24 protein-coding genes are annotated in these 24,291 nt (G+C 49.8%); all 24 read left to right on the forward strand.

All coding sequences use genetic code 11. The features are described from left to right. The first annotated feature begins 19 nt into the window (after positions 1 to 19). A complete protein-coding gene (locus ACY2VW_RS10835; RefSeq protein WP_461878098.1) occupies positions 20 to 178 on the forward strand; it encodes a hypothetical protein in 159 nt (52 codons plus the stop codon). 1 nt (position 179) lies between these two features. Continuing rightward, complete coding sequence (locus tag ACY2VW_RS10840) at positions 180 to 956, forward strand: adenosylcobinamide-GDP ribazoletransferase (protein WP_461878082.1); 777 nt, start codon at positions 180 to 182, stop codon at positions 954 to 956. Next, on the forward strand, positions 953 to 1,360 hold the full coding sequence (locus tag ACY2VW_RS10845; protein ID WP_461878083.1) for a bifunctional adenosylcobinamide kinase/adenosylcobinamide-phosphate guanylyltransferase: 408 nt from the start codon (positions 953 to 955) through the stop codon (positions 1,358 to 1,360). The genes ACY2VW_RS10840 and ACY2VW_RS10845 overlap by 4 nt, the downstream gene beginning before the upstream one ends. Next, the gene (locus ACY2VW_RS10850; protein WP_117800972.1) at positions 1,353 to 1,949 is read left to right on the forward strand and encodes a histidine phosphatase family protein; all 597 of its coding nucleotides are present in this window, start codon (positions 1,353 to 1,355) and stop codon (positions 1,947 to 1,949) included. The genes ACY2VW_RS10845 and ACY2VW_RS10850 overlap by 8 nt, the downstream gene beginning before the upstream one ends. A 6-nt stretch (positions 1,950 to 1,955) precedes the next feature. Further along, positions 1,956 to 2,825 (forward strand): amidohydrolase family protein, encoded by an 870-nt coding sequence (locus tag ACY2VW_RS10855; protein WP_461878084.1) that lies wholly within the window; start codon positions 1,956 to 1,958, stop codon positions 2,823 to 2,825. A 116-nt stretch (positions 2,826 to 2,941) separates the two neighbouring features. Further along, on the forward strand, positions 2,942 to 3,511 hold the full coding sequence (locus tag ACY2VW_RS10860) for a signal peptidase I (protein ID WP_461878085.1): 570 nt from the start codon (positions 2,942 to 2,944) through the stop codon (positions 3,509 to 3,511). 44 nt (positions 3,512 to 3,555) lie between these two features. Continuing rightward, complete coding sequence (locus ACY2VW_RS10865; RefSeq protein WP_461873096.1) at positions 3,556 to 4,260, forward strand: SipW-dependent-type signal peptide-containing protein; 705 nt, start codon at positions 3,556 to 3,558, stop codon at positions 4,258 to 4,260. 22 nt (positions 4,261 to 4,282) lie between these two features. Next, positions 4,283 to 4,816, forward strand: coding sequence for a hypothetical protein (locus ACY2VW_RS10870; RefSeq protein WP_461873095.1), 534 nt, complete (start codon positions 4,283 to 4,285; stop codon positions 4,814 to 4,816). Continuing rightward, on the forward strand, positions 4,813 to 5,985 hold the full coding sequence (locus ACY2VW_RS10875; RefSeq protein WP_461878086.1) for a hypothetical protein: 1,173 nt from the start codon (positions 4,813 to 4,815) through the stop codon (positions 5,983 to 5,985). The genes ACY2VW_RS10870 and ACY2VW_RS10875 overlap by 4 nt, the downstream gene beginning before the upstream one ends. After that, entirely contained in the window at positions 5,982 to 8,624 is a 2,643-nt protein-coding gene (locus ACY2VW_RS10880; protein ID WP_461878087.1) for an MSCRAMM family protein, read from the forward strand. Before ACY2VW_RS10875 ends, ACY2VW_RS10880 begins: the two co-directional genes overlap by 4 nt. 51 nt (positions 8,625 to 8,675) lie before the next feature. Then, positions 8,676 to 9,509, forward strand: a complete 834-nt coding sequence (locus ACY2VW_RS10885; RefSeq protein WP_461878088.1) for a class B sortase — start codon at positions 8,676 to 8,678, stop codon at positions 9,507 to 9,509. A gap of 53 nt (positions 9,510 to 9,562) precedes the next feature. Next, positions 9,563 to 11,263 carry a MutS-related protein gene (locus tag ACY2VW_RS10890; RefSeq protein ID WP_461878089.1) on the forward strand — a complete coding sequence of 567 codons (1,701 nt, stop codon included), beginning with the start codon at positions 9,563 to 9,565 and terminating at the stop codon, positions 11,261 to 11,263. A gap of 134 nt (positions 11,264 to 11,397) precedes the next feature. Continuing rightward, a complete protein-coding gene (gene cbiD, locus ACY2VW_RS10895) occupies positions 11,398 to 12,570 on the forward strand; it encodes a cobalt-precorrin-5B (C(1))-methyltransferase CbiD (RefSeq protein ID WP_173826982.1) in 1,173 nt (390 codons plus the stop codon). A 7-nt stretch (positions 12,571 to 12,577) separates the two neighbouring features. Continuing rightward, positions 12,578 to 13,270 (forward strand): precorrin-2 C(20)-methyltransferase, encoded by a 693-nt coding sequence (cobI, locus tag ACY2VW_RS10900; protein WP_461873089.1) that lies wholly within the window; start codon positions 12,578 to 12,580, stop codon positions 13,268 to 13,270. Next, entirely contained in the window at positions 13,271 to 14,029 is a 759-nt protein-coding gene (gene cobM / locus ACY2VW_RS10905; RefSeq protein WP_022462305.1) for a precorrin-4 C(11)-methyltransferase, read from the forward strand. Between the two features lies 1 nt (position 14,030). After that, a complete protein-coding gene (locus ACY2VW_RS10910; RefSeq protein WP_461878090.1) occupies positions 14,031 to 15,062 on the forward strand; it encodes a cobalt-precorrin 5A hydrolase in 1,032 nt (343 codons plus the stop codon). Beyond that, complete coding sequence (cobJ, locus tag ACY2VW_RS10915) at positions 15,044 to 15,790, forward strand: precorrin-3B C(17)-methyltransferase (protein WP_461878091.1); 747 nt, start codon at positions 15,044 to 15,046, stop codon at positions 15,788 to 15,790. Before ACY2VW_RS10910 ends, cobJ begins: the two co-directional genes overlap by 19 nt. Next, on the forward strand, positions 15,783 to 17,762 hold the full coding sequence (gene cobK / locus ACY2VW_RS10920; RefSeq protein WP_461878092.1) for a precorrin-6A reductase: 1,980 nt from the start codon (positions 15,783 to 15,785) through the stop codon (positions 17,760 to 17,762). Before cobJ ends, cobK begins: the two co-directional genes overlap by 8 nt. Next, positions 17,759 to 19,168: a cobyrinate a,c-diamide synthase gene (locus ACY2VW_RS10925; protein WP_461878093.1), complete on the forward strand. Its 1,410-nt coding sequence runs from the start codon at positions 17,759 to 17,761 to the stop codon at positions 19,166 to 19,168. Before cobK ends, ACY2VW_RS10925 begins: the two co-directional genes overlap by 4 nt. Continuing rightward, positions 19,165 to 20,130, forward strand: coding sequence for an adenosylcobinamide-phosphate synthase CbiB (gene cbiB / locus ACY2VW_RS10930; protein WP_461878094.1), 966 nt, complete (start codon positions 19,165 to 19,167; stop codon positions 20,128 to 20,130). The genes ACY2VW_RS10925 and cbiB overlap by 4 nt, the downstream gene beginning before the upstream one ends. Positions 20,131 to 20,211: 81 nt before the next feature. Continuing rightward, the gene (gene cobD / locus ACY2VW_RS10935) at positions 20,212 to 21,225 is read left to right on the forward strand and encodes a threonine-phosphate decarboxylase CobD (protein ID WP_461878095.1); all 1,014 of its coding nucleotides are present in this window, start codon (positions 20,212 to 20,214) and stop codon (positions 21,223 to 21,225) included. Positions 21,226 to 21,236: 11 nt separating this feature from the next. Next, the gene (locus tag ACY2VW_RS10940) at positions 21,237 to 22,748 is read left to right on the forward strand and encodes a cobyric acid synthase (protein WP_461878096.1); all 1,512 of its coding nucleotides are present in this window, start codon (positions 21,237 to 21,239) and stop codon (positions 22,746 to 22,748) included. Positions 22,749 to 22,750: 2 nt separating this feature from the next. After that, entirely contained in the window at positions 22,751 to 23,395 is a 645-nt protein-coding gene (locus ACY2VW_RS10945) for a precorrin-8X methylmutase (RefSeq protein ID WP_055218068.1), read from the forward strand. Between the two features lie 458 nt (positions 23,396 to 23,853). After that, positions 23,854 to 24,291 (forward strand): tyrosine--tRNA ligase (gene tyrS, locus ACY2VW_RS10950; protein ID WP_461878097.1); only part of this gene is annotated, 438 nt, incomplete at its 3' end.

Below are 24,291 nucleotides of genomic sequence, written 5' to 3' on the forward strand. Positions count from 1 at the left end.
TCAGGCGCGGAATCTGGTTCTGGTGACGAATGAAATTTTTTCGGACGGATACCGATATGAGGAGGAGACGATGGAATACCAGCGGATCCTGGGAAACATTAATGTACGTCTGGCAGAGATGGCGGATTGTGTGACCGAGGTTGTGTATGGGATTCCCGTCAGAATAAAAAAAGAATAAGATGAAAATGATATGGAATAACTTTAAAGTGGCGTTTGCCATGTACTCGAAAATCCCGATGCCGCCGGCAGACTGGGAAAAAGAGAACATGAAATATGCGTTGTGTTTCTTTCCGTGGGTCGGACTGGCTGTCGGTGCAGTTTCGGCGGTGCTTTTCTGGATGCTGCAGCAGATTGGCGCGGGAAGCATGCTGCGGGCTGCAGTGCTGACGGCAGTTCCGGTTCTGGTGACGGGAGGCATTCACCTCGACGGCTATCTGGATACGATGGATGCGTTAAGTTCCTGGAGAGAAAAACAGCGCCGACTGGAAATCTTAAAAGACCCGCACGCCGGAGCATTTGCGATTATTATGGGATGTCTGTATTTTGTACTGTACGCGGGCGCAGCCGGAGAACTTGTCTGGAAGATTTTTCCAGCGTATGCATTTGGCTTCGCAGTTTCGAGATCGTTCAGCGGTCTTTCGATCGCGTTTTTTCCAAATGCCAATCCGAAAGGAACAGCGGCAGCGTTTGGCATGAGCGCAGAGAAAAAAAGAACGGCGGCGGTGCTTGTTGTGACGATTTTTGCCGTGACGGCGCTCTCAGCTTCGTTCTGCGTCTGGGCGGCACTGGATGTACTGGTTGTGTCGGCACTGGTATTCTGTTATTATAAATGGAAAAGCAGTAAGTATTTTGGAGGAATTACAGGAGATCTCGCAGGCTATTTCCTTTCGCTCTGTGAGCTGGCACAGCTCCTGTCTCTTGTGGTACTTTCTCTTGGAATGGAGAACTGGAAATGAAATTAGTAATTGGAGGGGCTTTTCAGGGAAAGCTTGACTTTGCAAAGAAGATGACCGGAAAAGAAACAGGATGGGCCGATGGGGCAGCAGCTTCGAAAGAGGAGCTGTCGGCATGTTCCGGCGTATATGATTTTCAGGAGCTGGTCCGCAGATGGCTCCTTCTGGAAGAGGAGACCGGGACTGCACCAGAAGCGGAACTGGAAGAACTGCTGCAGAAAAATCCGGAAATCTGCATTGTTACGAATGAACTCGGTTACGGAGTGGTTCCGATCGAACCCTTCGACCGGAAATGGCGGGAAAAGACGGGGCGCATCTGTACGGAGCTGGCAGCAACGGCTGATTCGGTAACCCGTGTGGTGTGCGGAGTCGGAATCCTGCTGAAAGGTGAGGAAAAACATGATTAAAATTGCAATGATCCGCCATGGAAAAACCTATGGCAATACGTTAGGACGGTATATCGGCGTGACGGATGAACCACTGTGTGAGGAAGGGAAAAAAGAGCTGGAACAGCGGACGATGGATACCGTTGAGCTTCTGTTCGTCAGCCCGCTGAAACGGTGTCTGGAAACGGCAGACATTCTGTATCCGTACGCCAAACAGGTCAAAATCCCGGAATTTGCAGAGTGCAATTTTGGTGAGTTTGAGAACAAAAATTATCAGGAATTAAAAGACAATCCGAAATACCAGGAGTGGATTGATTCCATGGCGACGCTTGCCTTTCCGGGCGGTGAGAGCCCGCAGCAGTTCAAGGACCGCTGCATCGCCGGCTTTGACAAGATGGTGGATACGTGTATCCGCCGCCATTACCGCAACGTGGCGATGGTGGTGCACGGAGGCACGATCATGAGTATCCTTGAGCAGTACGGCGTGCCGCAGAGGAGTTACTATGACTGGCGAGTAGAAAACGGCTGTGGATATCATCTGTATCTCTCGGAGCAGAACTGGAAAATGGGCCGCAGAGAAGCTGTGGTGGAATCGGAGATAAGGCGGTAAACAAAAATGGTGACAGCAGAATGCCATGCCCATATTTTTATGGACGGTGTGGATTACAAAAAGGCGGCGGCAGCGCATGAAAACGGCCCGCGGGAGGATCTGATCCGGGAACATCTGGCGGCGTATCAGAAGGCAGGGATTTCCTATGTGCGTGACGGCGGAGATCCGTACGGGGCGGGTGTTCTTGCACGGAGCCTTGCGCCGGAGTACGGGATCACATACCGCACACCGGTTTTTGCGATTCACAGGGCGGGCCGTTATGGAAAAATTGTCGGACGCGCATTTTCAGACTGGAAAGAGTATTGCGTGCTTGTACGTGAAGTACGCCGTGCGGGCGGAGATTTTATCAAGATCATGACGACGGGAATCCTGGATTTCGCGACAAAGGGGCATGTGACCAGTGAGCCGCTTTCCAGGGAAGAGGTTTTTGCAATGACGGCTGCGGCGCATGATGCGGGGCTTTCTGTGATGGCGCATGTGAACGGCGCACAGGCTGTGATGGATGCGGCAGAGGCAGGCGTGGACTCGGTTGAGCACGGGAACTTTCAGAATGAAGAGAGCATCTGCTGTATGGCAGAGCATGCAACAATCTGGGTGCCGACAATTGTGACGGTTTCGAATCTTCTGGAGAACGGCAGATATCCGGCTGAAACGCTGGCGTGGATTTTTGAGACGCAGAAAAAAGGTCTGCAGCTTGCATTTGAAAAGGACGTTGTGCTTGCGGCGGGAAGTGATGCCGGCGCATACTGCGTACTTCACGGAAAAGGAATCCGGGAAGAAGAGAGTGTAATGCGAAACATCCTTGGGACAGAAAATGGGCAGGAGCTGGAAAAGCGGCTTGCGTTTGGAGAAAAAAAGATCCGGGAAAAGTTCTGAAAATTTTCTGCGTTTCAGGCTTTAGAAAAAATTTAGAATTAAACGGGCAGACAATGCTTGCGTTTTCGCCCGGACTGTGGTAAGTTTAAATCACTTTTACAAGAACTTTAGAGAAAATGAAACAGGGATATTCTGAGACAGAGGGTAAATGCTATCCTCTGTTTTTTGCGTGCAAAAATGACAGTCTGGATGTCCGCATCGACGGAAGGGAGCAAATGAAAGCAAAAGGAAAACGGGGGCTGCAGGGCTTTCTTTTCTTCCTTTTTCTGGCGGCGGGATGGTATCTGATGCAGTATTTCTGCGCCTATGTCGTACTGTCCGGGTCCATGGAACCGGAGATCCCGACGGGATCTGTTGTGGTTGTGGATGGACGGAAGAAGGAATGGAATCCGGGGGATGTGATTACCTACCGGAGAGGAAATATGGTGGTGACACACCGGATCGTGGAAAAGAGCGAGGAAGGATACTGTACCAAGGGGGATGCCAACGCGGAGGAAGATGCAGGCATCGTTTTGGAAAAACAGGTGATCGGGAATGTGATCGCAGCTCTTCCCTGGCTTGGCTTTGGTATCGTCTGGCTCCGGCAGAGAGGAACACTCTTTTTTCTGGCCGTGGGAGCGGTGATGCTTTTTACAATCCGGCAGCTTTGGCACGGCAGAAAAATCATGCAGGAAAACAAGTTATAAAAAGAATCAGCAAAATTATTTAGGAAAACAGGAGGAATTGATCTATGAAAAAACAGCGGAAAATCGTATTCTGGGCAGCATCACTGCTTCTGACAGGAGCCCTGGCAGCGGGCGGAACACTGGCGTATCTGACGGATAAGGATTCTGTGACGAACCAGTTTGTTGTGGGAAAAGTAGATATCGAAGGACATGAACCATCGTACGCACCGGATCCGGACGGAAAGACCAATCATATTGTGCCGACCCAGGTGATTCCGAAGGACCCGCGTATCGAAAATAAAGGTAAAAATGATTCTTACGTCTATATGGATGTTTCCATACCAATCGCAAAAGTGATCGTTGCAGATACATCCGGAAACCGTTTAAACGGCGGGGCAGCCGTCGATACGGAACTGTTTTCGATGAATCAGCTTTCGAAAAAATGGGTGCTGATGTACAAGAAAAAACAGAACAATTCGATGGTATATACATATCTCTACAATGAAGTGCTCGCAGCTGGAAAAACGACGGATCCTTTATTTACGAGCGTGACAGCAGCTAATATCGTGGAAGGGCAGCTGGATGAAAAAGAGGTCGATATTCCGATCAATTATTATGCAATCCAGGCGCTGAATACCGGTGAGGGAAGTACGGTTGCCGAGCGGGCAGCAAAGGCCTGGGAGAAGTATGTAAATCAGAATAATGGGCAGAAGGGGCAGATAACGGCACCGCAGTCGGAGCCGGAACAGACAGAAGCACCTGGAATTTAAGCAGTTTTCTGGGGGACAAAAGATGAAGAAAAAGACGAAACGGCTGTTTTTCCTTGCGGGTGCGGCCGGGTGTACGATGGCGGCAGCCATTTGGCTGCTGCCGGGAACTTCGGCGTATTTTACAGATCACGAGAGTGTCTGGAATCGTATGGTGTTCGGACATAATACAAGTACGATCGATGAAGAATTTCCGACACCGACGCCCGTACCGCCAGGGAAAAGTGTGGTAAAGAGAGTAAAAATCAGAAATGAAGGCTCCGTTGCCTGCTATATTCGTGCGGCACTTATATTCAGTGAACCAATTGAAGCGATTGAGGGACTTGATACGGAAAACTGGGTAAAAGGAGAAGATGACTACTATTATTACAAAAAACCGGTTTCAGAAGGCGAAAGCACGACGGAATTGTTTACCGGAATCCGCGTTGCAAAAGAAATGGAACAGAAAGAACTTGAGGTTTCGGTCTACGAGGAATCGGTGCAGATCCAGAAGGGAAATATGGTATTTCACGACTATCGGGAGGCATGGGACGCTTATGAGAGAGGTGGTCAGACATGAAAGGAAAACGCGTCAGGATCGGATGTGCGGCGGCAAGTCTTCTGATGGGAATCAGCGGAACGTATGCATATTACCGGAGCAGTGTTGAGACCATTAACAAAATAGCTGTCGGAGATGTAAATATTGGAATCTGGGAATATGAGGAAGACGGGGATGGAGAAAAGAAGTATGAGGGACCGGAAAACGGCATTGTACTGCCCTCCCAGGTGATTTCAAAAATTCCGCGGATCACTAATTATGCTGAACCATGCTATGTCCGGGTAAAGCCTGTGTTTGATGAGGAAGAAACGCAGGATTACCGTCTGGGGGAAGAGGACCTTGGGGGAATCGAGGACGTCTGGCTGAAAGCAGGAGAGTATTATTATTATCCAAAAGTACTGGAAAAGCAGGAATCTGTCGATTTTTTCCGTACAATCACCATTCCGTCTGCGTGGACCAGTGAGGCGGAGGGACAGGTGCTGTCCGTTGAAATCCAGGCGGAGGCCGTACAGGCAGCGAATGTGACGCCGGATTTTACGGCAGAAGCTCCGTGGGGAGAAGAACTGGAAATTGAACAGTGTGTCCACGAGGCGGATAATACCGTTTCGGAGGTTTCGCAGCAGAGCTTCCTCACCGTTTCGTACGAAGGAGCAGCGCGGAATCTGATCCTGGCACCCGACAATTTCTTTCGGAACTTTCCAGTGCTGATGCCGGGAGATGAATGGGAAGATACGTTTACACTGGTGAACACGACAGCAAGCCGTGCAGAATTTTTTCTGCGGACGGAACTTCCGGAAGAACTCAGTGAAACAGAAAAAGAACTGCTTTCCAAGGTGAAACTGGAAATACGAGAGGGAGACAGCGTGATTTATGAAGGTGATTTAGAGAGTGAGGGACTATGGGCAGCAAAAAGTCTTGGAATATGCAGTCCAGATGAACGGAAAGAAATCTGTTTTTCAATCCGTGTGCCGTCAGAACTTGGAAATGAATGGGCACTTCGGAAAAGCGGGGTAAAATGGATTTTTTCTGTCGAAGGAGAAGATCTGCCGCAGGAAGAAGGCCCCTCTATCTGGCACAGCGCGCCAAAAACAGGTCTGCGCGATCCGTCAGCAGCGGTCCCCATTGGAATTGTCGTGACAGGAGCCTTCCTGTTTCTTACCGCGGGCCGGTCTGAAAGGAGGAAAGAATGAAAAGAGCAAAGAAAAGCTTCTGGTTTCTCGCAGGAATTCTGCTGTTGTTGGGATTTTGTTTTCGGGAAGATGTTCTGGCTTCGAGTCTTACGAGTCTTCCTTCTCTTTCGAAAGCCGGAATCGGAGAAGTTGTATCATCGGACTCTGTTATTGACGGCCGATATGATTTTACCCCGCTGATCGGAAGTGAGACAAAAATCCGTTTTGGAAGTACAGATGGAAGTACCTGGGACAATCTGTTCTGCAAAAACGGAGAGAGCCATTCGAAATGCTGTTCCACATGGTGGCCGGCGGCCGATGTGAAGGGATGGAGTAATATCCGTTCCTTCACGCCGCTGGAGTCGAAAAAAGGAAAAATGTATGCGGAATATACGAATGTTGGAGAGCGCCACGGGGAAAATGTAACGATGCGGATCTGGCTGGAAGACTGGCAGAACACGGTTGTACCATCAGGGTATGAGGACGTGGATGCGGTAGTCGTGGCGATTGACCACAACAAGCCGGTCATTGATATTAAAGGTCTGCTCTGGATCAAGGTACGGTTTGCTTATTACGACAGTAAAGGAAATCCGCTGAATGTGAAAGGATATTTTACACTTTCGGATCTGGACTTTAAGCAGGGCTTTTATCTGGCTGATGAGACAGAACATATCTATCTGACGAAGGAGGCAGATGCCAGAATCGTCTACGATGCCAGAACAGAAGCGATCTGGTCGGCAAGACGCGGCTCTGAGCCGGACGGTGGAACAACTCCGGAAAATTCGGAAGGCTGGGTTACATTTACCTTTGAAGGAAATTCCCAGACGATGATTTTCTATGATGGAGGCACTAACGACGCGGTAACTGGTCCCGGCGGCGGAGTGAAAGCACCGAAAAAATGGCCGGATAATTTTGTAAACGATACTTCCAGTACGTACAACAACTGGCATGGAGCATCCCGGGAAACGGGAATAACGGTTGTGCCGTGGAATACTTCGGAATTTGGTTACACAGCGAACGTTCCCTGTCATCTGTCGAAAGTAGGAGATCTTGTAGTGAAAAAAATGGATGCAGAGACAAAAGAAGCTCTTTCGGGTGCAGAATTTACCGTGTACCGCTGGAAAAACAACACCTGGAGTGAATTCAAAAAGATGAACTGGGTGAAAAAAACGGGTTCTTATCTGCTGGAGGGAATTCGGGATACAGACAGTGAAAATGGAAAATTCCGTGTTGTGGAGACAAAGAATCCAGCTGGTTATGCAGGAAACTGGGAGCAGGAATTTTCCATTGACAAGGAAGGCATGCAGACGATCCATCTGGAAGCAGAAAACACAAGAAAAACAGGCTCACTGAAGATAAAAAAGACGGAAGAAAACTCAGGGAAAGCACTTTCTGGTGCAACATACCAGGTGATTGCGAGCGGAGCAATTACAACGGTAAACGGAACAGTGCTGTTTCCGGATCAGGCGGTAGCAGCTGTGCTGAAAACGGATGAAAATGGAGAGGCGTTCAAAGACGGGCTGGAGTACGGAACGTATCTTGTGCGGGAAACGGCGGCTCCAAATGGATATGTGCTGGATCCGACGGAAAAGAAAATAACGATCGGGGAACAAAACGCACAGATCACACTGACGTTTACAAACTGGAAGAACCGTTTTGTTCTGCAGAAAGTAAGTCAGGGAGACGGAAAAGTGCTTCAGGGAGCAGCCTTTCATATCTGGACGAAAGATGGAAGTTTTGATGAGACAAAAAAGACGGATGCAAATGGAAAAATTGAGCTGACGGGACTTTTGGACGGTGTCTGGTACTATCAGGAGACAGCATCTCCGGAGGGCTATCTGCTGGACAGCACATGCCGGGAATTTGTGGTAGAAAACGGAAAAATTGACGGTAAATCGGAACTGTCGGTGACGGTCGAAAATGATGGAACACATCTGACAATTGAAAAAATAGATGCAGAGAGCGGAAAACGAATTTCCGGCGCAAAGCTGGTATTAAAAGATATGGATGGAAACCGTGTGGACAGCTGGATTTCAGGGGGAAGCGGCCCGCATGAACTGGAAAAAATAAAGCCGGGTTCTTATGTCCTTGTGGAGGAGGCCGCGCCGGATGGATACCTTGCGGCAGAACCGGTTTCGTTTGTGCTGGAGGCAAAACAGGAAGTGCAGACCGTGACGATGAAGGATCTTGCATGTGAAACCTTGACGATTACAAAGAAGATCAAGGCGGATGAGATTACATGGGCGCATGGAAATCCAACGTTTCTGTTTTCCGTGAAGGGAAAGGATCTGTATGGAAAAGAACATACATACCAATGCTATCTTACGTTTACAAAAACACAGGTGGAGAAAACGACAGATCAGGACGGCTACACGGAACAGTCGGTACAGATCCGGGGAATTCCGGCAGGAAACGATTACCGGGTACAGGAGAAGAAGGTGCTGCGGTATTCACTTATGCAGGTGACAGGTACGAAGAATGTTACCGTGAAAAAACTAGAAGAGCCGGCATATGGAAAAGATCCTGCGCGCGTCTTTTCGGTATCGGTAAATCTTTGCGGACATCCCAAAGAAAGTGAGGTTGTATTTGAAAATCAGAAATACCGCTGGGATGATTATGGACACAACAGTATTGTAAAAAACCGGATTCCGGTTGAATAACAAAACGGAAAAACATTCCACCATCGGTTCGGGTGGTGGAATGAAAACAAAATGGAGAGAGAAAAAATCAGCAGAAAAAGAAGAGGGATTGCAGTTCTGACATTGGCGGCGCTTTTTTTCTGGTATCTGCCGCAGATTCGGGTAAGCCGGCAGATTCGAAAAGAACAGGAAGAAGCGGTGCAGATGTATGTCAGAGAAGAAAAAGAAGAGAACAAAGAGGAAAATGAAAAAAGCGAAGAAGTGCAGGAGCAGGAACCGGGCAGTACAGATCAAAATCTGTTTCGGACAATTGATTTTGCAGGACTTCGATCAAAAAATAGAGAAATCTGCGCGTGGCTTTGGATTCCGGGCTGCGCCTTAGATGTTCCGGTTGCGCGCGGGCAGGATAACGTATATTATCTGGCACACGATGCGTTTTGCAGGGAGCGGATTTACGGCAGTATTTTTGCACCGTGTGATACACCGGAGGATTTTTCTGAACGTCACACGATTTTATATGGGCATAATATGCGGGATGGAACGATGTTCGGAGGATTGAAAAAGTATCGTGAAGCGTCGTGGGAACAGGAATTTCCGTATCTGTACCTGTATTTGCCGGGTGAAGCATGGCAGTGCCGTATTTGGAGTGTGGAGGAGACGGATGCCAAAAGTGATGTTTACCGGCTGGGAGCATGGAGCGATGCGGACTGGAATGCATGGGTACAGGAAAGAAAAGAAAACAGCATTATCTTTGGCAGCGGTGAGGAAAAGGAAGTTCAAAAGATACTTACCCTTTCCACCTGCATTGGTGACGGCAGCAGTTCACAGAGACTGGCTGTACATGCGGCGGTGGAGATGATTTTTGTAACAAAATCTGGAAGGGAAGAGGGTTCTGTGCTAGAATAAGACAGAATCAAAAGACTTATGATACAGAGCAGGAAAAAGGATGGCGATAAGACATGAAAGAACTGTACACGGCAGCAGGAATTTTTGTGGTTCTGATACTGCTGGGAGTTTGGATGGTACAGAATAACAGAAATGAACAGGAAAAGAAGCTGGTACAACTGCGGAAGAAATGGGGAAAAAAGCAGGAGAAACGGACGGCACGGGAAAAGAAAGAAAAACTGGAAGCGTGTCTGAGACGAAAAGCAGGGGAAAACTTCTGCGTGGACGCGATTACCTGGAATGACCTGGATCTCGATGCGGTTTTTGACACAGTTGACCACACAGTGTCGGTGTGCGGGGAAGAATATCTGTACACAGCGCTTCGGATGCCGGTCACAACAACGGAAATCAGGGAAGAGCGGGAACGGCTGATGAAGCTTTTTGCAGAGAACCAAAAAGCCAGAGAAGCAGTGCAGAAAGCATTTCTTTTGATGGGAAAAGAAAAGATGAATCCGCCGACAGAAGAAATAGCCGTACTGATGGAGGCGGAGCCGGGAGAGAAGGGGAAATATCTTCTGATGGCCTGTATTGCTGTGCTTGGAATTGGACTGCTGTTTGTACTGCCTCCGCTGGGTGTGGCTGTTCTGTTTGCTTCTATGGTCGGCAACGGACTGATGCATGGAAGGGAGAGCAAAAAGCTGGAGAGCGCATTAAAAGCGTTTGGCTGTATCCTGCGGCTGCAGCGGACAGCCAGGGAACTTGGAAAAGAAAAAATTTCCGGACTGGAAATGTATCAGAAGCGTCTGGAAGAACAGGAAAAACAACTCCGTCCGATTACAAGAAAATGCAGAACACTTGTGAATACGAAAGAATCGCAGGGCGGTGCAGCAAGCATGATTTTTGCATACTTTCACACGTTCTTTCTGCTGGATCTGATCGAGTATTCTTCGGTTGTTTCCGGGGTGAAATCGTATGAAAAAGCGATTCTGCAGATGGCAGAGGATCTTGGACTCCTGGACTTTGCACTGTCTGCAGCATCATACCGGGAGAGCCTTTCGTATTACTGTCGGCCGGAATTCCTGGATGAGAAAAAGGCGGGCTGCCGGATCGATGTGGAGGAGCTTTATCATCCGCTTCTGACACATCCGGTGGCAAACAGTCTGTATGCGGAGGGCGGAATTCTGCTGACCGGCTCGAATGCGTCGGGAAAATCCACATTTATGAAAAACATGGCAGTGAATGCGATTCTGGCACAGGCACTGAACACGAGTCTTTCGAAGCGGTACCGCGGTGTTGTGTGCCGGATCATGACATCTATGGCACTCCGCGATAATCTGGCACAGGGAGAGAGTTACTTTGTTGTGGAAGTAAAATCTTTAAAACGGATTCTGGAGGCAAGCCGTGAAAAAACACCGCTTCTGTGCGTCATTGATGAGGTGCTGCGGGGGACAAACACGACGGAGCGGATTGCAGCGTCAGAGAGTGTGCTTGCTGCCCTGCGCCGTGCAAATGTGCTCTGTCTTGCAGCAACACATGATACTGAACTGACGTATCTGCTGGAAGATCTCTACACCAATTATCATTTTGAAGAGCAGATTACCGCGCAGAGTATTTCCTTCCCGTATCGCCTGGAACAGGGGCCGGCAAGAGGAAAGAATGCGATTGCGCTGCTTGGAAATATGGGAATTGATGAAAAAATTGTAAAACAGGCAGAAAGAAGAGCTGCGGAGTTTGAAACAACAGGAAGCTGGGAAAAGAATAAGTTTCTGAGATAGAAAAACAGCCGGGAAAAATTGCTCTTTTTTGAAAAAATATGCGAAAATGGTTCAGCATTTTTTCATTGTGTGTTATGATAAAACAGATCGCGTGATCCGGCAGAAAAACCGCCGGATCTGTTAAGGAGAAAAACATGAGCAGGACAGGCTTGGAAGATGCATATATTATGCGCGGCAGCAAGAAACTCCGCATGGGATATACGACGGGTTCCTGCGCTGCAGCGGCAGCGCGGGGAGCGGCGTTTATGCTGCTTTCCGGGAAAGAAATACAGGAAGTGAAAATCCATACGCCAAAGGGCATTGTTCTGAATCTGGAATTGCTGGATATCCGGAGAAGTGCCGAAAAAGTAAGCTGTGCCGTCCGAAAAGACGGCGGGGATGATCCGGATGTGACAGATAAAGCATTGATTTACGCGGAAGTGACGTTTGGAACAGAAGAGGGAATTGTAATCGATGGAGGATTCGGCGTCGGGCGTGTGACAAAGCCGGGGCTGGATCAGCCGGTCGGAAACGCGGCGATCAACCATGTACCGCGCCAGATGATCCGCGAGAATGTGGAGGAGATTCAGAAAAAACTCGATGATTTCCGTGCACTGCAGGTTGTCATCTCCGTACCGGAGGGGGAAGAGCTGGCAAAGCATACGTTCAATCCGAGACTTGGCATCACCGGCGGCATTTCAATCCTTGGAACGAGCGGGATTGTAGTGCCGATGAGCGAGGAGGCGCTGATTTCCACGATCCGCGTCGAGATGGAAATGCGGAAAGCACAGGGTGACCGTGTCCTTCTGGTGACACCGGGAAATTACGGACAGGACTTCTTAAAAACGTATCCGTGGGTCCGTGCAGACCATTCCGTTAAGTGCAGTAATTACGTCGGAAAAACACTGGAATTTGCAGCTGAGCTCGGCTTTGACGCCATCCTTTTTGTGGCACATCTTGGAAAATTTGTCAAGGTGTCCGGCGGAATTATGAATACCCATTCCCACGAGGCAGACTGCCGTGCGGAGCTTCTTACGGCGCAGGCGGTGCGTGCAGGGGCGGATCTTGCACTGGCAAAAAAACTGCTGGAGACCGGAACGACGGAAGAAGCGGTGCAGATTTTAAAGGAAGCAGGATGCCTGAAAGAGACCATGGAAAAAGTGACAGAAAAAATTGCTTTTTACATGAATTACCATATTGAGGGCAGAGTGCAGACGGAGGCGATTGTTTTTTCAAGCAATGAGGGCCTGCTCGGGGAAACCCCGGGAGCGGGAGAACTTCTGGAGCGCCTGCGGGAGCAGGAAGAAAAAGAAAACAGAAAAGAGTAAAAACAAAATGACAGGAATTTTATTTGGAACAGGAATCGGACCGGGAGACCCGGAGCTTATGACGTTAAAGGCTGTCCGTCTGATCCGGGAAAATGATACGATTGCAGTACCAGGAGAGAAACCAAAAGAGAGCATTGCCTACCAGATTGCCGTTCAGGCAGTGCCGGAACTGGCAGAAAAAGAGCTCGTTGCTATTCCAATGCCGATGACAAAGAATGCCAAAGAACTGGAGGAAAATCACCGGCGCGGTGCAGAAAAAATAGAGGAGCTGCTGGATGCAGGAAAAAACGTAGTATTTCTGACACTCGGAGATCCAACCGTGTATTCTACCTACCTTTATGTACACAGACGGGTACTGGAAGACGGTTACGATGCGAGAATTGTAAGCGGTGTTACATCGTTCTGCGCGGCAGCAGCATCTCTTTCCGAGGGACTGGTGGAAAATTCCGAAGAACTGCATGTGATTCCGGCGTCTTACCAGATTGAAGATGCACTGGAACTTTCAGGAACAAAGGTTCTGATGAAAGCGGGTAAAAAGATGCCGGCTGTGAAACAGTTCCTGAAGGAAAAGAACTGCCGGGCGGTGATGGTAGAAAACTGCGGCATGGATACGGAACAGAAGTATTTCAGCGCGGAAGAAATCCCGGACCAGGCAAGTTACTATTCACTGATTATTGTAAAAGAAAAGAGGAAAAAATAGATGGTACATTTTATTGGAGCGGGCCCTGGAGCCCCGGATCTGATTACGGTAAGAGGACAGAAGCTGCTTGGCGAGGCGGACATTATCATTTATGCAGGTTCTCTTGTCAATCCGGCACTGCTGGATCTGAAAAAAGAGGGCTGCGTGGTATATAACAGTGCAACCATGACGCTGGAGCAGGTGATTGATGTTATGAAAGAGGCCGAAAGCAAAGGCCAGACTGTGGCAAGACTCCACACGGGAGATCCGTGCCTGTACGGTGCAATCCGCGAACAGATTGATGCGCTCGATGCCCTTGGAATCGCTCACGATGACTGTCCGGGTGTCAGCTCTTTCTGCGGAGCGGCTGCTGCCCTTGAAATGGAATATACGCTGCCAGATATCTCCCAGAGTGTTGTCATCACCAGAATGGCCGGAAGAACACCGGTTCCGGAGCGGGAGAGCATTGCGTCCTTTGCGGCACATCAGGCAACGATGGTTGTATTCTTAAGCACGGGACTCTTAGAGGAACTTTCCCGTGAGCTGATTGCAGGCGGCTATACGGCAGATACTCCGGCAGCGATCGTATACAAAGCAACCTGGCCGGAGGAAAAGACGTTTGTCTGCACCGTTGGAACACTTGCCGAGACCGCGAAAAAGAACCAGATCACCAAGACAGCGCTGATGATCATTGGAAATGCCGTTTCCCAGGGGAATTACCGCAGAAGTGATCTGTACAATCCGGCGTTTACCACCGAATTCCGAGAGGCAGAAAAATAAGATGAAAATAGCCATAGCAAGTTTTACAAGAAACGGATGCGTCTGGAATCAAAAACTCTGTGCGGCACTGAAAAAACACAGCTGTGAAGGATATGCACTGGAAAAGTACGGGAAAGAAGCGGGAATTCCTGCGATTGCACCGTCGCTTCCTGCATGGACAGAGCGCATGTTTCAGGAAATGGATGCGATTTTGTTTATCGGGGCGTGCGGGATTGCGGTGCGCAGTATTGCACCGTACGTGAAAAGTAAAAAGACAGATCCGGCGGTTCTGTGTATGGATGAACAGGGAAAGTTCGTGATTTCATTACTTTCCGGCCATATCGGCGGGGCAAACGAGCTGACGGAAGAAGTTGCAGCTGTAACGGGTGCGGTTCCGGTCATTACAACGGCAACGGATGTCAATCACAAGTTTGCGGTCGATGTCTTTGCTGTAAAAAATTATTGTGAAATTTGTGAGATGGAGCTGGCAAAAGAGGCAGCGGCGCTTCTGGTGGACGGAAAAACGATTGGATTCTGCAGCCGTTTTCCGGTGGAGGGAACAAAACCGGAGGAACTGATCCCGGAAGAGGCGGCAAAACCGTCGATGGGAATCTGCATTACCACATCGGAAGAGGATTCGCCATATGAGAGAACACTTCACCTGATCCCGAAGGTGATCACCGTCGGCATCGGCTGTAAGAAGAATACACCGGCCGGCCGGATTGAAGAAAAGGTTCTTGCGGCACTTGCGGCGGCCGGGATTTCTCCAAAAGCAGTTCGACAGGCGGCAAGTATTGATCTGAAAGCGCAGGAGCCGGGAATTCTGCAGCTGGTGGAAAAGTATGGCTGGCAGTACCGGACCTTTTCTGCAGAAGAACTGGAAACGGCGGAGGGGGAATTTACGCCGTCTCCGTTTGTGAAGAAGATTACAGGAATTGACAATGTCTGTGAGCGCAGCGCAGTTCTCGTCGGCGGCAGACTGATAAAGAAAAAAGAGGCAGCGGACGGTGTAACAGTTGCACTGGCTGCGGCGGAATGGAGGGCAGTATTTTGAGTACAATTTTTGTCGTGGGCATCGGCCCCGGAGCATATGAAAAAATGACGATCGAGGCGGCGGATGCGCTGCGGAACTGCGATGTGATCATCGGCTATACCGTCTATGTGGATCTGGTAAAAGAACATTTTGCAGGAAAAGAATTTCTGACGACGCCGATGCGGAAAGAGGTGGAGCGCTGCCGTCTGGCATTTGAAACTGCGGCAGAGGGAAAACAGGTTGCCATGATCTGCAGCGGAGATGCCGGCGTTTACGGTATGGCAGGTCTGATGTATGAGCTTTCGGAAGAATGGCCTGATATTGAAATTAAGGTAATTCCAGGCGTGACCGCCGCAACGGGAGGCGCTGCCGTTCTTGGTGCACCGTTGATCCACGATTTCGCCCTGATCAGCCTGAGCGATCTTCTGACACCGTGGGAGAAAATTGAAAAACGTCTTCTGCTGGCATCGGAAGCGGATTTTGTCATCTGTCTTTATAACCCGGGAAGCCATAAGAGAGCGGATTATCTGGAAAAAGCGTGTGATCTGATGCTTCGTTACAAAGCGCCGGAAACCGTCTGCGGAATCGTAAGCCAGATCGGAAGAGACGGGGAGACGAGCCGGACCATGACGCTTGCAGAACTTCGCAATACAAAAGTGGATATGTTTACGACAGTATTTATCGGAAACAGTCAGACAAAGGAAATCCGGGATCACATGGTAACGCCGAGGGGATATCGCTATGAATAAAGTAATCGTCTTTGCCGGAACGACGGAAGGCCGGGAGATCTGCAGTTTTCTGAAGAAGTATGAGATTGCATCCCTTGCCTGTACGGCGACAGAATACGGTAAGTGCCGGATCGAGGAGGGCGGTGCCCTGACGGTTCGAAGCGGAAGAATGACAGAAGAAGAGATGGAACAGCTTTTTGGCGAAGAACAGCCGGAAATGGTTATCGATGCAACCCATCCGTATGCCGATCTTGTGTCGGAAAATATCCGGTCCGCATGTGAAAAAGCAGGAAAAACGTACCTTCGGCTGCTGCGGCCGTCGCTTGCGGCAGATCCATCCTGCGTCATGGTCGATACGACAGAAGAAGCGGTATCGTATCTGGCGGGCACAGCGGGAAAGATTCTGGTGACAACAGGAAGCAAGGAACTCGCAAAATTTGCAGAGCTTCCGGATTATAAAAACCGTGTGTATGCACGGGTGCTGCCGCTGCCAGGCGTAATTGCATCCTGCGCGGAGCTTGGATTTGATGCCGCACATACCATAGGCATGCAGGGACCGTTTTCTATGGACATGAACGTTGCGATGCTGCAGTCGTTCCATGCCGAATGGATGGTAACGAAGGAATCCGGAAGAAACGGCGGCTTTGAAGAAAAAATTGAGGCAGCAAAAAAGGCCGGTGTCCGTGTCGTTCTGATCGGCCGTCCGAAAGAGGAAGAAGGACTCTCGGAGGACGAGGTCAAGCGGTATCTCGTTGAAAAATTTGATCTGTCCGTGAAACGGGACGTCGTGATCGCCGGAATCGGACCTGGTGCAGAAGCACAGATGACGCTGGCGCTCGTAGATGCGTGTGAGCAGGCGGATGTGCTGATCGGTGCGGGACGCATGACAAAAGCAGTAGAAAAATATCAGAAGCCAATGCTTGCAGAATACAGCCCGGAAAAGATTTACGAGTATCTGAAGGCGCACCCGGAATATGAAAAGATTGTTCTTCTGCAGTCGGGTGATGTCGGCTTTTACAGCGGAGCAAAGAAACTTCAGGCCGTCCTTGCGGAAGATGCGGATTTTTCTGTCCGTGTAGAGCCGGGAATTTCTTCGCTGGTTTATTTCTGTGCCAAAATCGGAGTGTCCTGGGAGGATGCAGCATTTGTGAGCCTGCACGGACAGCACTGCAACTTTCTGGAGACGGTCCGCCGAAACCGGAAAACTCTGGCGATCGCCGGCGGAAAGGGCAGTGTCAGGGAAATCTGCCAGACGTTAAGTTCGTACGGCTGGGAGCAGATTGTGCTGCATGTGGGAACGGATCTGTCGTATCCGGAAGAACAGATTGTGACAGGAACCCCATTCGAACTTGCTAAAATGGAGTTTGCTCCGCTTGCGGTTCTTTTGTTTGAAAACCCGAATCCGGAACCGGAGTTTACAGCCGGCATGGCAGATGAAGTATTTCTGCGTGACAAAGTACCGATGACCAAGCGGGAAGTGCGCAATGCGTCTCTTTCTCATCTGCAGCTTTCTTCGAATTCTGTTGTCTATGATATTGGAGCGGGCACAGGTTCTGTTTCGATTGAGATGGCGCTTCGTGCAGCACAGGGAAAGGTATATGCGATAGAAAAAAATCCGGCAGCCGTTGCACTTCTGCAGGAAAATAAAAAGAAATTTGCAGTGGATCATCTGGAAATTATTGAGGGAACTGCACCGGAAGCACTCGAAGCACTCCCGGTTCCGACGCATGCATTTATCGGCGGGTCTGCCGGAAATTTAAAAGAGATTCTGGAACTGCTCCTGCGGAAGAATCCGAACATCCGCGTGGTATTAAATACAGTAACCGTGGAAACATTAGCGGAGGCAGCATCGTGTTTCAAAGAACTTGCGTTTGAAGAGCCGGAAATCGTCTGCCTGCAGGCTTCCAATGCGAAAAAGGCCGGAAGAAGCCATCTGATGATTGCCCAGAATCCGGTTTATATCTTTACAGCCCAGGGAGGTGCTAAAGAATGAAAGCACCAAGAATCATGCTGGCAGCAGGAAAGAGCGGAAGCGGGAAAACGATGATTACCTGCGGACTGCTCCGTGCACTGCAGCAGATGGGAAAGCAGCCGGCTGCGTTTAAGTGCGGCCCGGATTATATCGATCCGATGTTTCACGAACAGGTAATCGGCGCCCCGTCGTGTAATCTGGATCCGTTTTTCACAGAGGAAGAAACAACACAGTATCTGTTCTGCAAACATGCAGCGGGTCATGACATTTCCGTATTGGAAGGTGTTATGGGATATTACGACGGTCTTGGCGGAATTTCCACCAATGGCAGCGCTTACGATCTCGCTGGTATGACAAAAACACCTGTTCTTCTGGTTGTCGATGCCAAAGGCATGAGTGTTTCAGCGCTTGCCTTTATCAAGGGATACCTGCAGTACAAAGAGGACAGCAGGATCGCCGGTGTAATCTTTAACCGGATGTCAGAGATGCTGTACCGGGAGATTGCGCCGATGGCGGAAAAAGAACTTGGCATTTCCTGTGTCGGCTTTGTGCCGGAACTTAAGGAATGCCACTTAGAAAGCCGCCACCTCGGCCTTGTGATGCCGGATGAGGTGGAAAATCTGCAGGAGCAGGTCAATCTGCTTGCGGAAACACTGCAGAAGACACTGGATTTTGAAAAAATTCTTGCGATTGCAGAAGGGGCAGAAGAGCTCTCGGGAAAAATGCCGGAAGTCCTGCGTAAGGTGACAGAAAGCGAAGCAGCCGCCAAGGTGCGTGCTGCGAAGCCGATTCTTGCCGTTGCAAAGGATGAAGCATTCTGTTTCTTTTATCGGGATAATCTGGAGCTTCTCGCGTCACTTGGAGCCAAAATTGAATATTTTTCACCGCTTTCCGATGCGGAGCCGCCAAAGAATGCAGACGGATTTCTGTTCTGCGGCGGTTACCCGGAGCTGCACGCAGAAGAGCTTTCGGAAAACCAGACCATGAGAACGAAGATCCGCGATACCATCTGTCAGGGAATGCCGGTTCTTGCAGAATGCGGCGGTTATATGTACCTGTCAGAATCCATGGAGGATATGGATGGAAATGTGTATCCCATGGTACAGGCTGTTCCGGGAAGTGTTTACCGGACAAAAAAACTGGGAAGATTCGGCTATATCACCCTCACGCCAAACACGAAAGATACCTTTCAGAACGGCGGAAATCCGGTGCGCGGCCATGAGTTCCATTACTTCGACAGCACAGACTGCGGAAACGCATGGCATGCGGCAAAACCGCTGCGGAAGCGGAACTGGGAATGCATTCATGCGACAAAACGGATGATGGCGGGATTCCCGCATCTTTACTATATGGCAAGTCCGCACCTCGCACTGGAATTTCTGGAGCAGTGTGTCTCTTACCGGAAAGAACAGGAGAAAACAAGATGAAAACAGCATTAGCAGCCCTGATTGTGGGCTATGGATTGGACCTGCTGCTTGGAGATCCCTCCTTTTTGTACCATCCGATCCGTGTGATCGGAAATCTCATTGCCCTGCTGGAAAAATGGCTGCGGAAGGTATTTCCGAAAACGCCAAAGGGAGAGCTCGCCGGAGGAGTTTTTCTCGTGCTCCTCGTCTGTCTGGCGGGATACGGTGTTCCGGCACTGCTGCTTTTTGCGGCATTTAAAATTCATCCGGTCATCGGCTTCCTTCTGGAGGTTCTCTGGTGCTGGCAGATTCCGGCAACGAAATGCCTGAAGGATGAGAGCATGAAGGTCTATCAGAAATTAAAAGAAAACGATCTTCCGGGGGCGCGCTATGCGGTTTCCATGATCGTAGGACGTGATACGGAAAATCTTTCGGAAACAGGAGTGACGAAAGCTGCCGTGGAAACGATCGCGGAGAATACGTCGGACGGTGTCATTGCACCGCTCCTCTTTCTTGCCATCGGCGGACCGGCATTGGGCTTTCTGTATAAGTCCATCAATACCATGGATTCCATGGTGGGATACAAAAATGACAAATATCTGTATTTTGGACGGTGTGCGGCAAAGCTGGACGATGTCGTCAATTACATACCGGCGAGAATCAGCGCATGGCTGATGATTCTTGCGTCTGCATGCGAGCGCATGAACTGGAAAAATGCAGAAAAAATTTACAAACGCGACCGTTACTGCCACGCCAGCCCAAATTCTGCGCAGACAGAAGCAGTTATGGCAGGTGCGCTGGAAGTACAGCTTGCCGGAGATGCGGTGTATTTCGGCAAAGTCGTAAAGAAACCAACGATCGGCGATGACATCCGCCCGGTCGAGGCGGAAGATATCAAAAGAGCAAATCATCTGATGTATCTGACCTCGTTCCTCGGACTGGTGTTCTTTGCGGGAATCCGCGCGCTCTTTTTATTTCTGTAAAAAGAGAAGATAGAAACACAACGGAAAAGAGAAAGGAAGGCATATGGTATGAGACAAAATCCACATGGAGGAGACATTTACATGAAAAAATGCAGAGTCGATTTTTCTGTGAATGTCAATCCTCTTGGAGCTCCGGAAAGTGTGAAAGAGGCGGTGAGAAAGAGCGCGGAATCGGTGGAACAGTATCCTGACGCACTGTGCCGGGACCTGACCCGGGCACTGTCGGAAAAGGAGCAGCTTCCAGAAGAAAATATCCTGTTTGCAAACGGCGCCGCGGAGCTTATTTTTGCCCTGACACAGGCTCTCCGCCCGAAAAAAGCGCTGATCGCAGCGCCGGGATTTGCAGAATATGAAGCAGCACTTTCAGCGGCAGGGTGTTTTATCCGTATGTATCCGCTGCAAAAGGAAAAAGGCTTTCTTTTACAGGACGATTTCTGCGATGATCTGACCGACGATCTGGATCTTGTCTTTTTATGTAATCCAAATAATCCGACCGGCCTTACGATTCCGCAGGAGCTTCTTTTAAAGATCCTGGATAACTGCCGGGAGCGTAACATCTATCTGGTGCTGGATGAGTGTTTCATAGAATTTCTGCCGGAGCCGGAAAAAGTGACGATGCAGGGAAAACTGGACGAATATCCGAATCTGCTGATTCTGCGTGCGTTCACAAAGATTTACGCAATGCCGGGCCTGCGTCTTGGCTATCTGCTCTGCAGCGACGAGGATCTGCTGGATCGGATCAGCCGCAGCATGCAGTCGTGGAATGTTTCGATTCCGGCGCAGATGGCAGGCCTTGCCGCCCTGAACGAGGATGCTTACGTCAAAGAAGCACGGGAACTGATCGGAAAAGAACGCGCCTGGATGAAAGCAGAACTGGAAAAAGCAGGTCTTACCGTATGGAATTCCTGTGCAAATTATCTGTTCTTTGAGGGACCGAAAGGACTTGCCGCACGGCTGGAAAAAGGCGGCATTCTGATCCGCGACTGTTCCAACTACCCGGGCCTTGCCGACGGATATTACCGTGCAGCCGTACGCACACATGAAGAAAACCAGATTCTGACAGAAGCCGTTTCACAGATTCTGCAGTGGTTTTAGGAGGAAAAACGATGGCGAAAGTAATTATGATACAGGGAACGATGTCAAATGCGGGAAAAAGTCTGCTTGCGGCGGGCTTATGCCGGATTTTCCATCAGGACGGATACCGTGTGGCGCCGTTCAAATCACAGAATATGGCGCTGAATTCGTTTATTACGAGAGAAGGCCTTGAGATGGGACGTGCACAGGTCATGCAGGCGGAAGCGGCCGGGATCGAACCGACCGTTTTGATGAACCCGATTCTGTTAAAGCCGACGAATGACACCGGTTCACAGGTGATTGTAAACGGTGAGGTACTGGGAAACATGAGTGCGCGGGAATATTTTTCCCACAAAAAAGAGCTGATCCCGGACATCATGAAAGCGTACCATGCACTGGAAGAACAGTATGACATCATTGTGATCGAGGGAGCCGGAAGTCCGGCGGAGATCAACCTGAAAGCCGATGATATCGTTAATATGGGAATGGCAAAGCTTGTGGATGCACCGGTGCTCCTCGTCGGAGATATTGACCGCGGCGGCGTTTTTGCTCAGCTTTACGGTACCGTAGAGCTTTTAGAGCCGGATGAGCGCGACCGCATCAAGGGTCTGATTATCAACAAATTCCGCGGGGACAAAACCATCCTGGACCCGGGCGTTGTGATGCTGGAAGAAAAAACACACATCCCGGTGGTCGGCGTGGCGCCGTATCTCCACATCGAAGTGGAAGACGAGGACAGTCTGACCGAGCGATTCACCAGAAAAGAGGAGATCGGTCTCATTGACCTTGCGGTCATCCGTCTCCCGCGTATTTCAAACTTCACCGATTTCAACCCGTTCGAGCGGATCGAAGGCGTATCACTCCGCTATGTAAGCTCTGTCTCCGAACTGAAAAATCCGGATATGATTCTGCTTCCGGGAACGAAAAACACGATGGAGGATCTGCTCTGGATGCGTCAGAATGGTCTGGAAGCGGCCGTACTGAAGGCGGCTGCGGCCGGAAAAGTAATTTTCGGTGTCTGCGGCGGCTTCCAGATGCTCGGAGATACGCTGAGCGATCCGCTGCATGTCGAAGCCGGCGGAACGATCAAAGGAATGGGACTCCTGCCGATGGATACCGTATTTGCCGGTGAGAAGACGAGAACCCGCGCGGAGGGCGCTTTTGGAAAAACAGAAGGCGTTCTTGCCGGGATCGAGGGAACCCGGATCGAGGGCTATGAAATCCATATGGGAGAAACGGTGCGGAAAGAAGGAACAGAAGCATTCACGTTTATCGATGATCAGAACCGTGCTGATTCGGATAAGCTGGACGGTGCACAGAGAGGAAATGTGTACGGTACGTATGTGCACGGCATTTTCGACAAAGAAGAAGTTGCCGAGCGGATCGTGGAAGCACTTGCAAAGAATAAGGGAATTGCCATGGAGCAGATTCACGGTGTCGATTACCAGACATTCAAAGAGACACAGTACGATATTCTCGCAGATGCGCTGCGCGAGCATCTCGACATGAAGAAGATTTATCAAATTCTGGAAGAAGGGGCATAAAGATGAAGATAGAACTGGAGCAGGTAAGCCCGCACGAGATTGAAAAGAGAAGCTTTGAAATTATCACGGAAGAATTAAACGGAAGAACGTTCCCGGAGGATCAGGAACTGGTTGTAAAGCGGTGTATCCACACAAGTGCGGATTTTGATTATGCGGATAATCTCTGCTTTTCGGAGCATGCGGTGGCAAAAGGCATCGAGGCGATCCGGGAGGGAGCCTGCATTGTGACGGATACGCAGATGGCAAGATCCGGCATCAACAAAAAGGTGCTTGCGCGCCACGGCGGTGAAGCGCTCTGCTTTATGTCAGACGAAGATGTTGCGGCAAGAGCAAAAGAAACCGGAAGCACCCGTGCGGCAGCCTGCATGGAAAAAGCGGCGGAGCTGGATAAAAAGCTGATTATTGCGGTTGGAAATGCGCCGACGGCACTGGTCCGCCTCTATGAACTGATCGGGGAAGGAAAAATAAAACCGGCGCTGATCATCGGAGTTCCGGTCGGCTTTGTCAATGTGGTACAGTCCAAAGAACTGATTATGCAGACCAATATCCCGTATATCGTGGCACGCGGACGAAAAGGCGGCAGCAATATCGCGGCGTGCATCTGCAACGCACTCCTGTATATGATGGATCAGGACCGCGGATATTAAAAATGGATGAAAAAACGGAAAGCAGAAGTCTTGACAGATTTCGAATCACCGTTTATACTATGGAACATGGAAAAAGGCTTGGAAGGGAACAAGTAGACGTACAAAAACGCGGACAGAAAGCAGCCGGCAGATGAGAGGCGCATGCAGGTTCTGTACGATTCGAATACATCCCGGAGTTGCGCACCGAATAAAACGGGCGGCAGAAGAACTATGATGCACGTTTTTAGTAGGCTGCGACGTAAGAGACGAACGTTACAGCGTCAGGGTATTCAGAGGTTTTGGATACCGACAAAGGCAGCTGCCGTGAGACAGCTGTGAAGTAAGGTGGTAACACGGGAGATACGGGCTCTCGTCCTTTGAATCGGAAAGGACGGGAGTCTTTTTGTATAGATACAAAAGGCTCTGTCCCAGACGGTAACACATACCCGAAAGTCAACCGAAAAAAGGAGAAAAACAAAATGCAGATTTATGACGAACTGATCGCCAGAGGCCTTCTGGCACAGGTAACCGACGAAGATGAAATCAGAGACCTGGTAAACAATGGAAAAGCAACGTTCTATATCGGATTCGACTGCACCGCAGACAGTCTGACCGCAGGTCACTTCATGGCACTGACCCTGATGAAACGGATGCAGATGGCAGGAAACAAACCGATCGCCCTGATCGGCGGCGGCACCACCATGATCGGTGACCCGTCCGGAAGAACCGATATGAGAAAAATGCTGACCCGCGAGGAGATCGACCACAACGCAGAGTGCTTCAAACGTCAGATGGAGCGTTTCATCGAGTTCGGCGAGGGAAAAGCTATGATGCTCAACAACGCAGACTGGCTGCTGAACCTGAACTATGTAGAGCTGCTCCGTGAGGTAGGTGCATGCTTCTCTGTGAACAACATG

Source organism: Fusicatenibacter sp. (assembly GCF_977045365.1).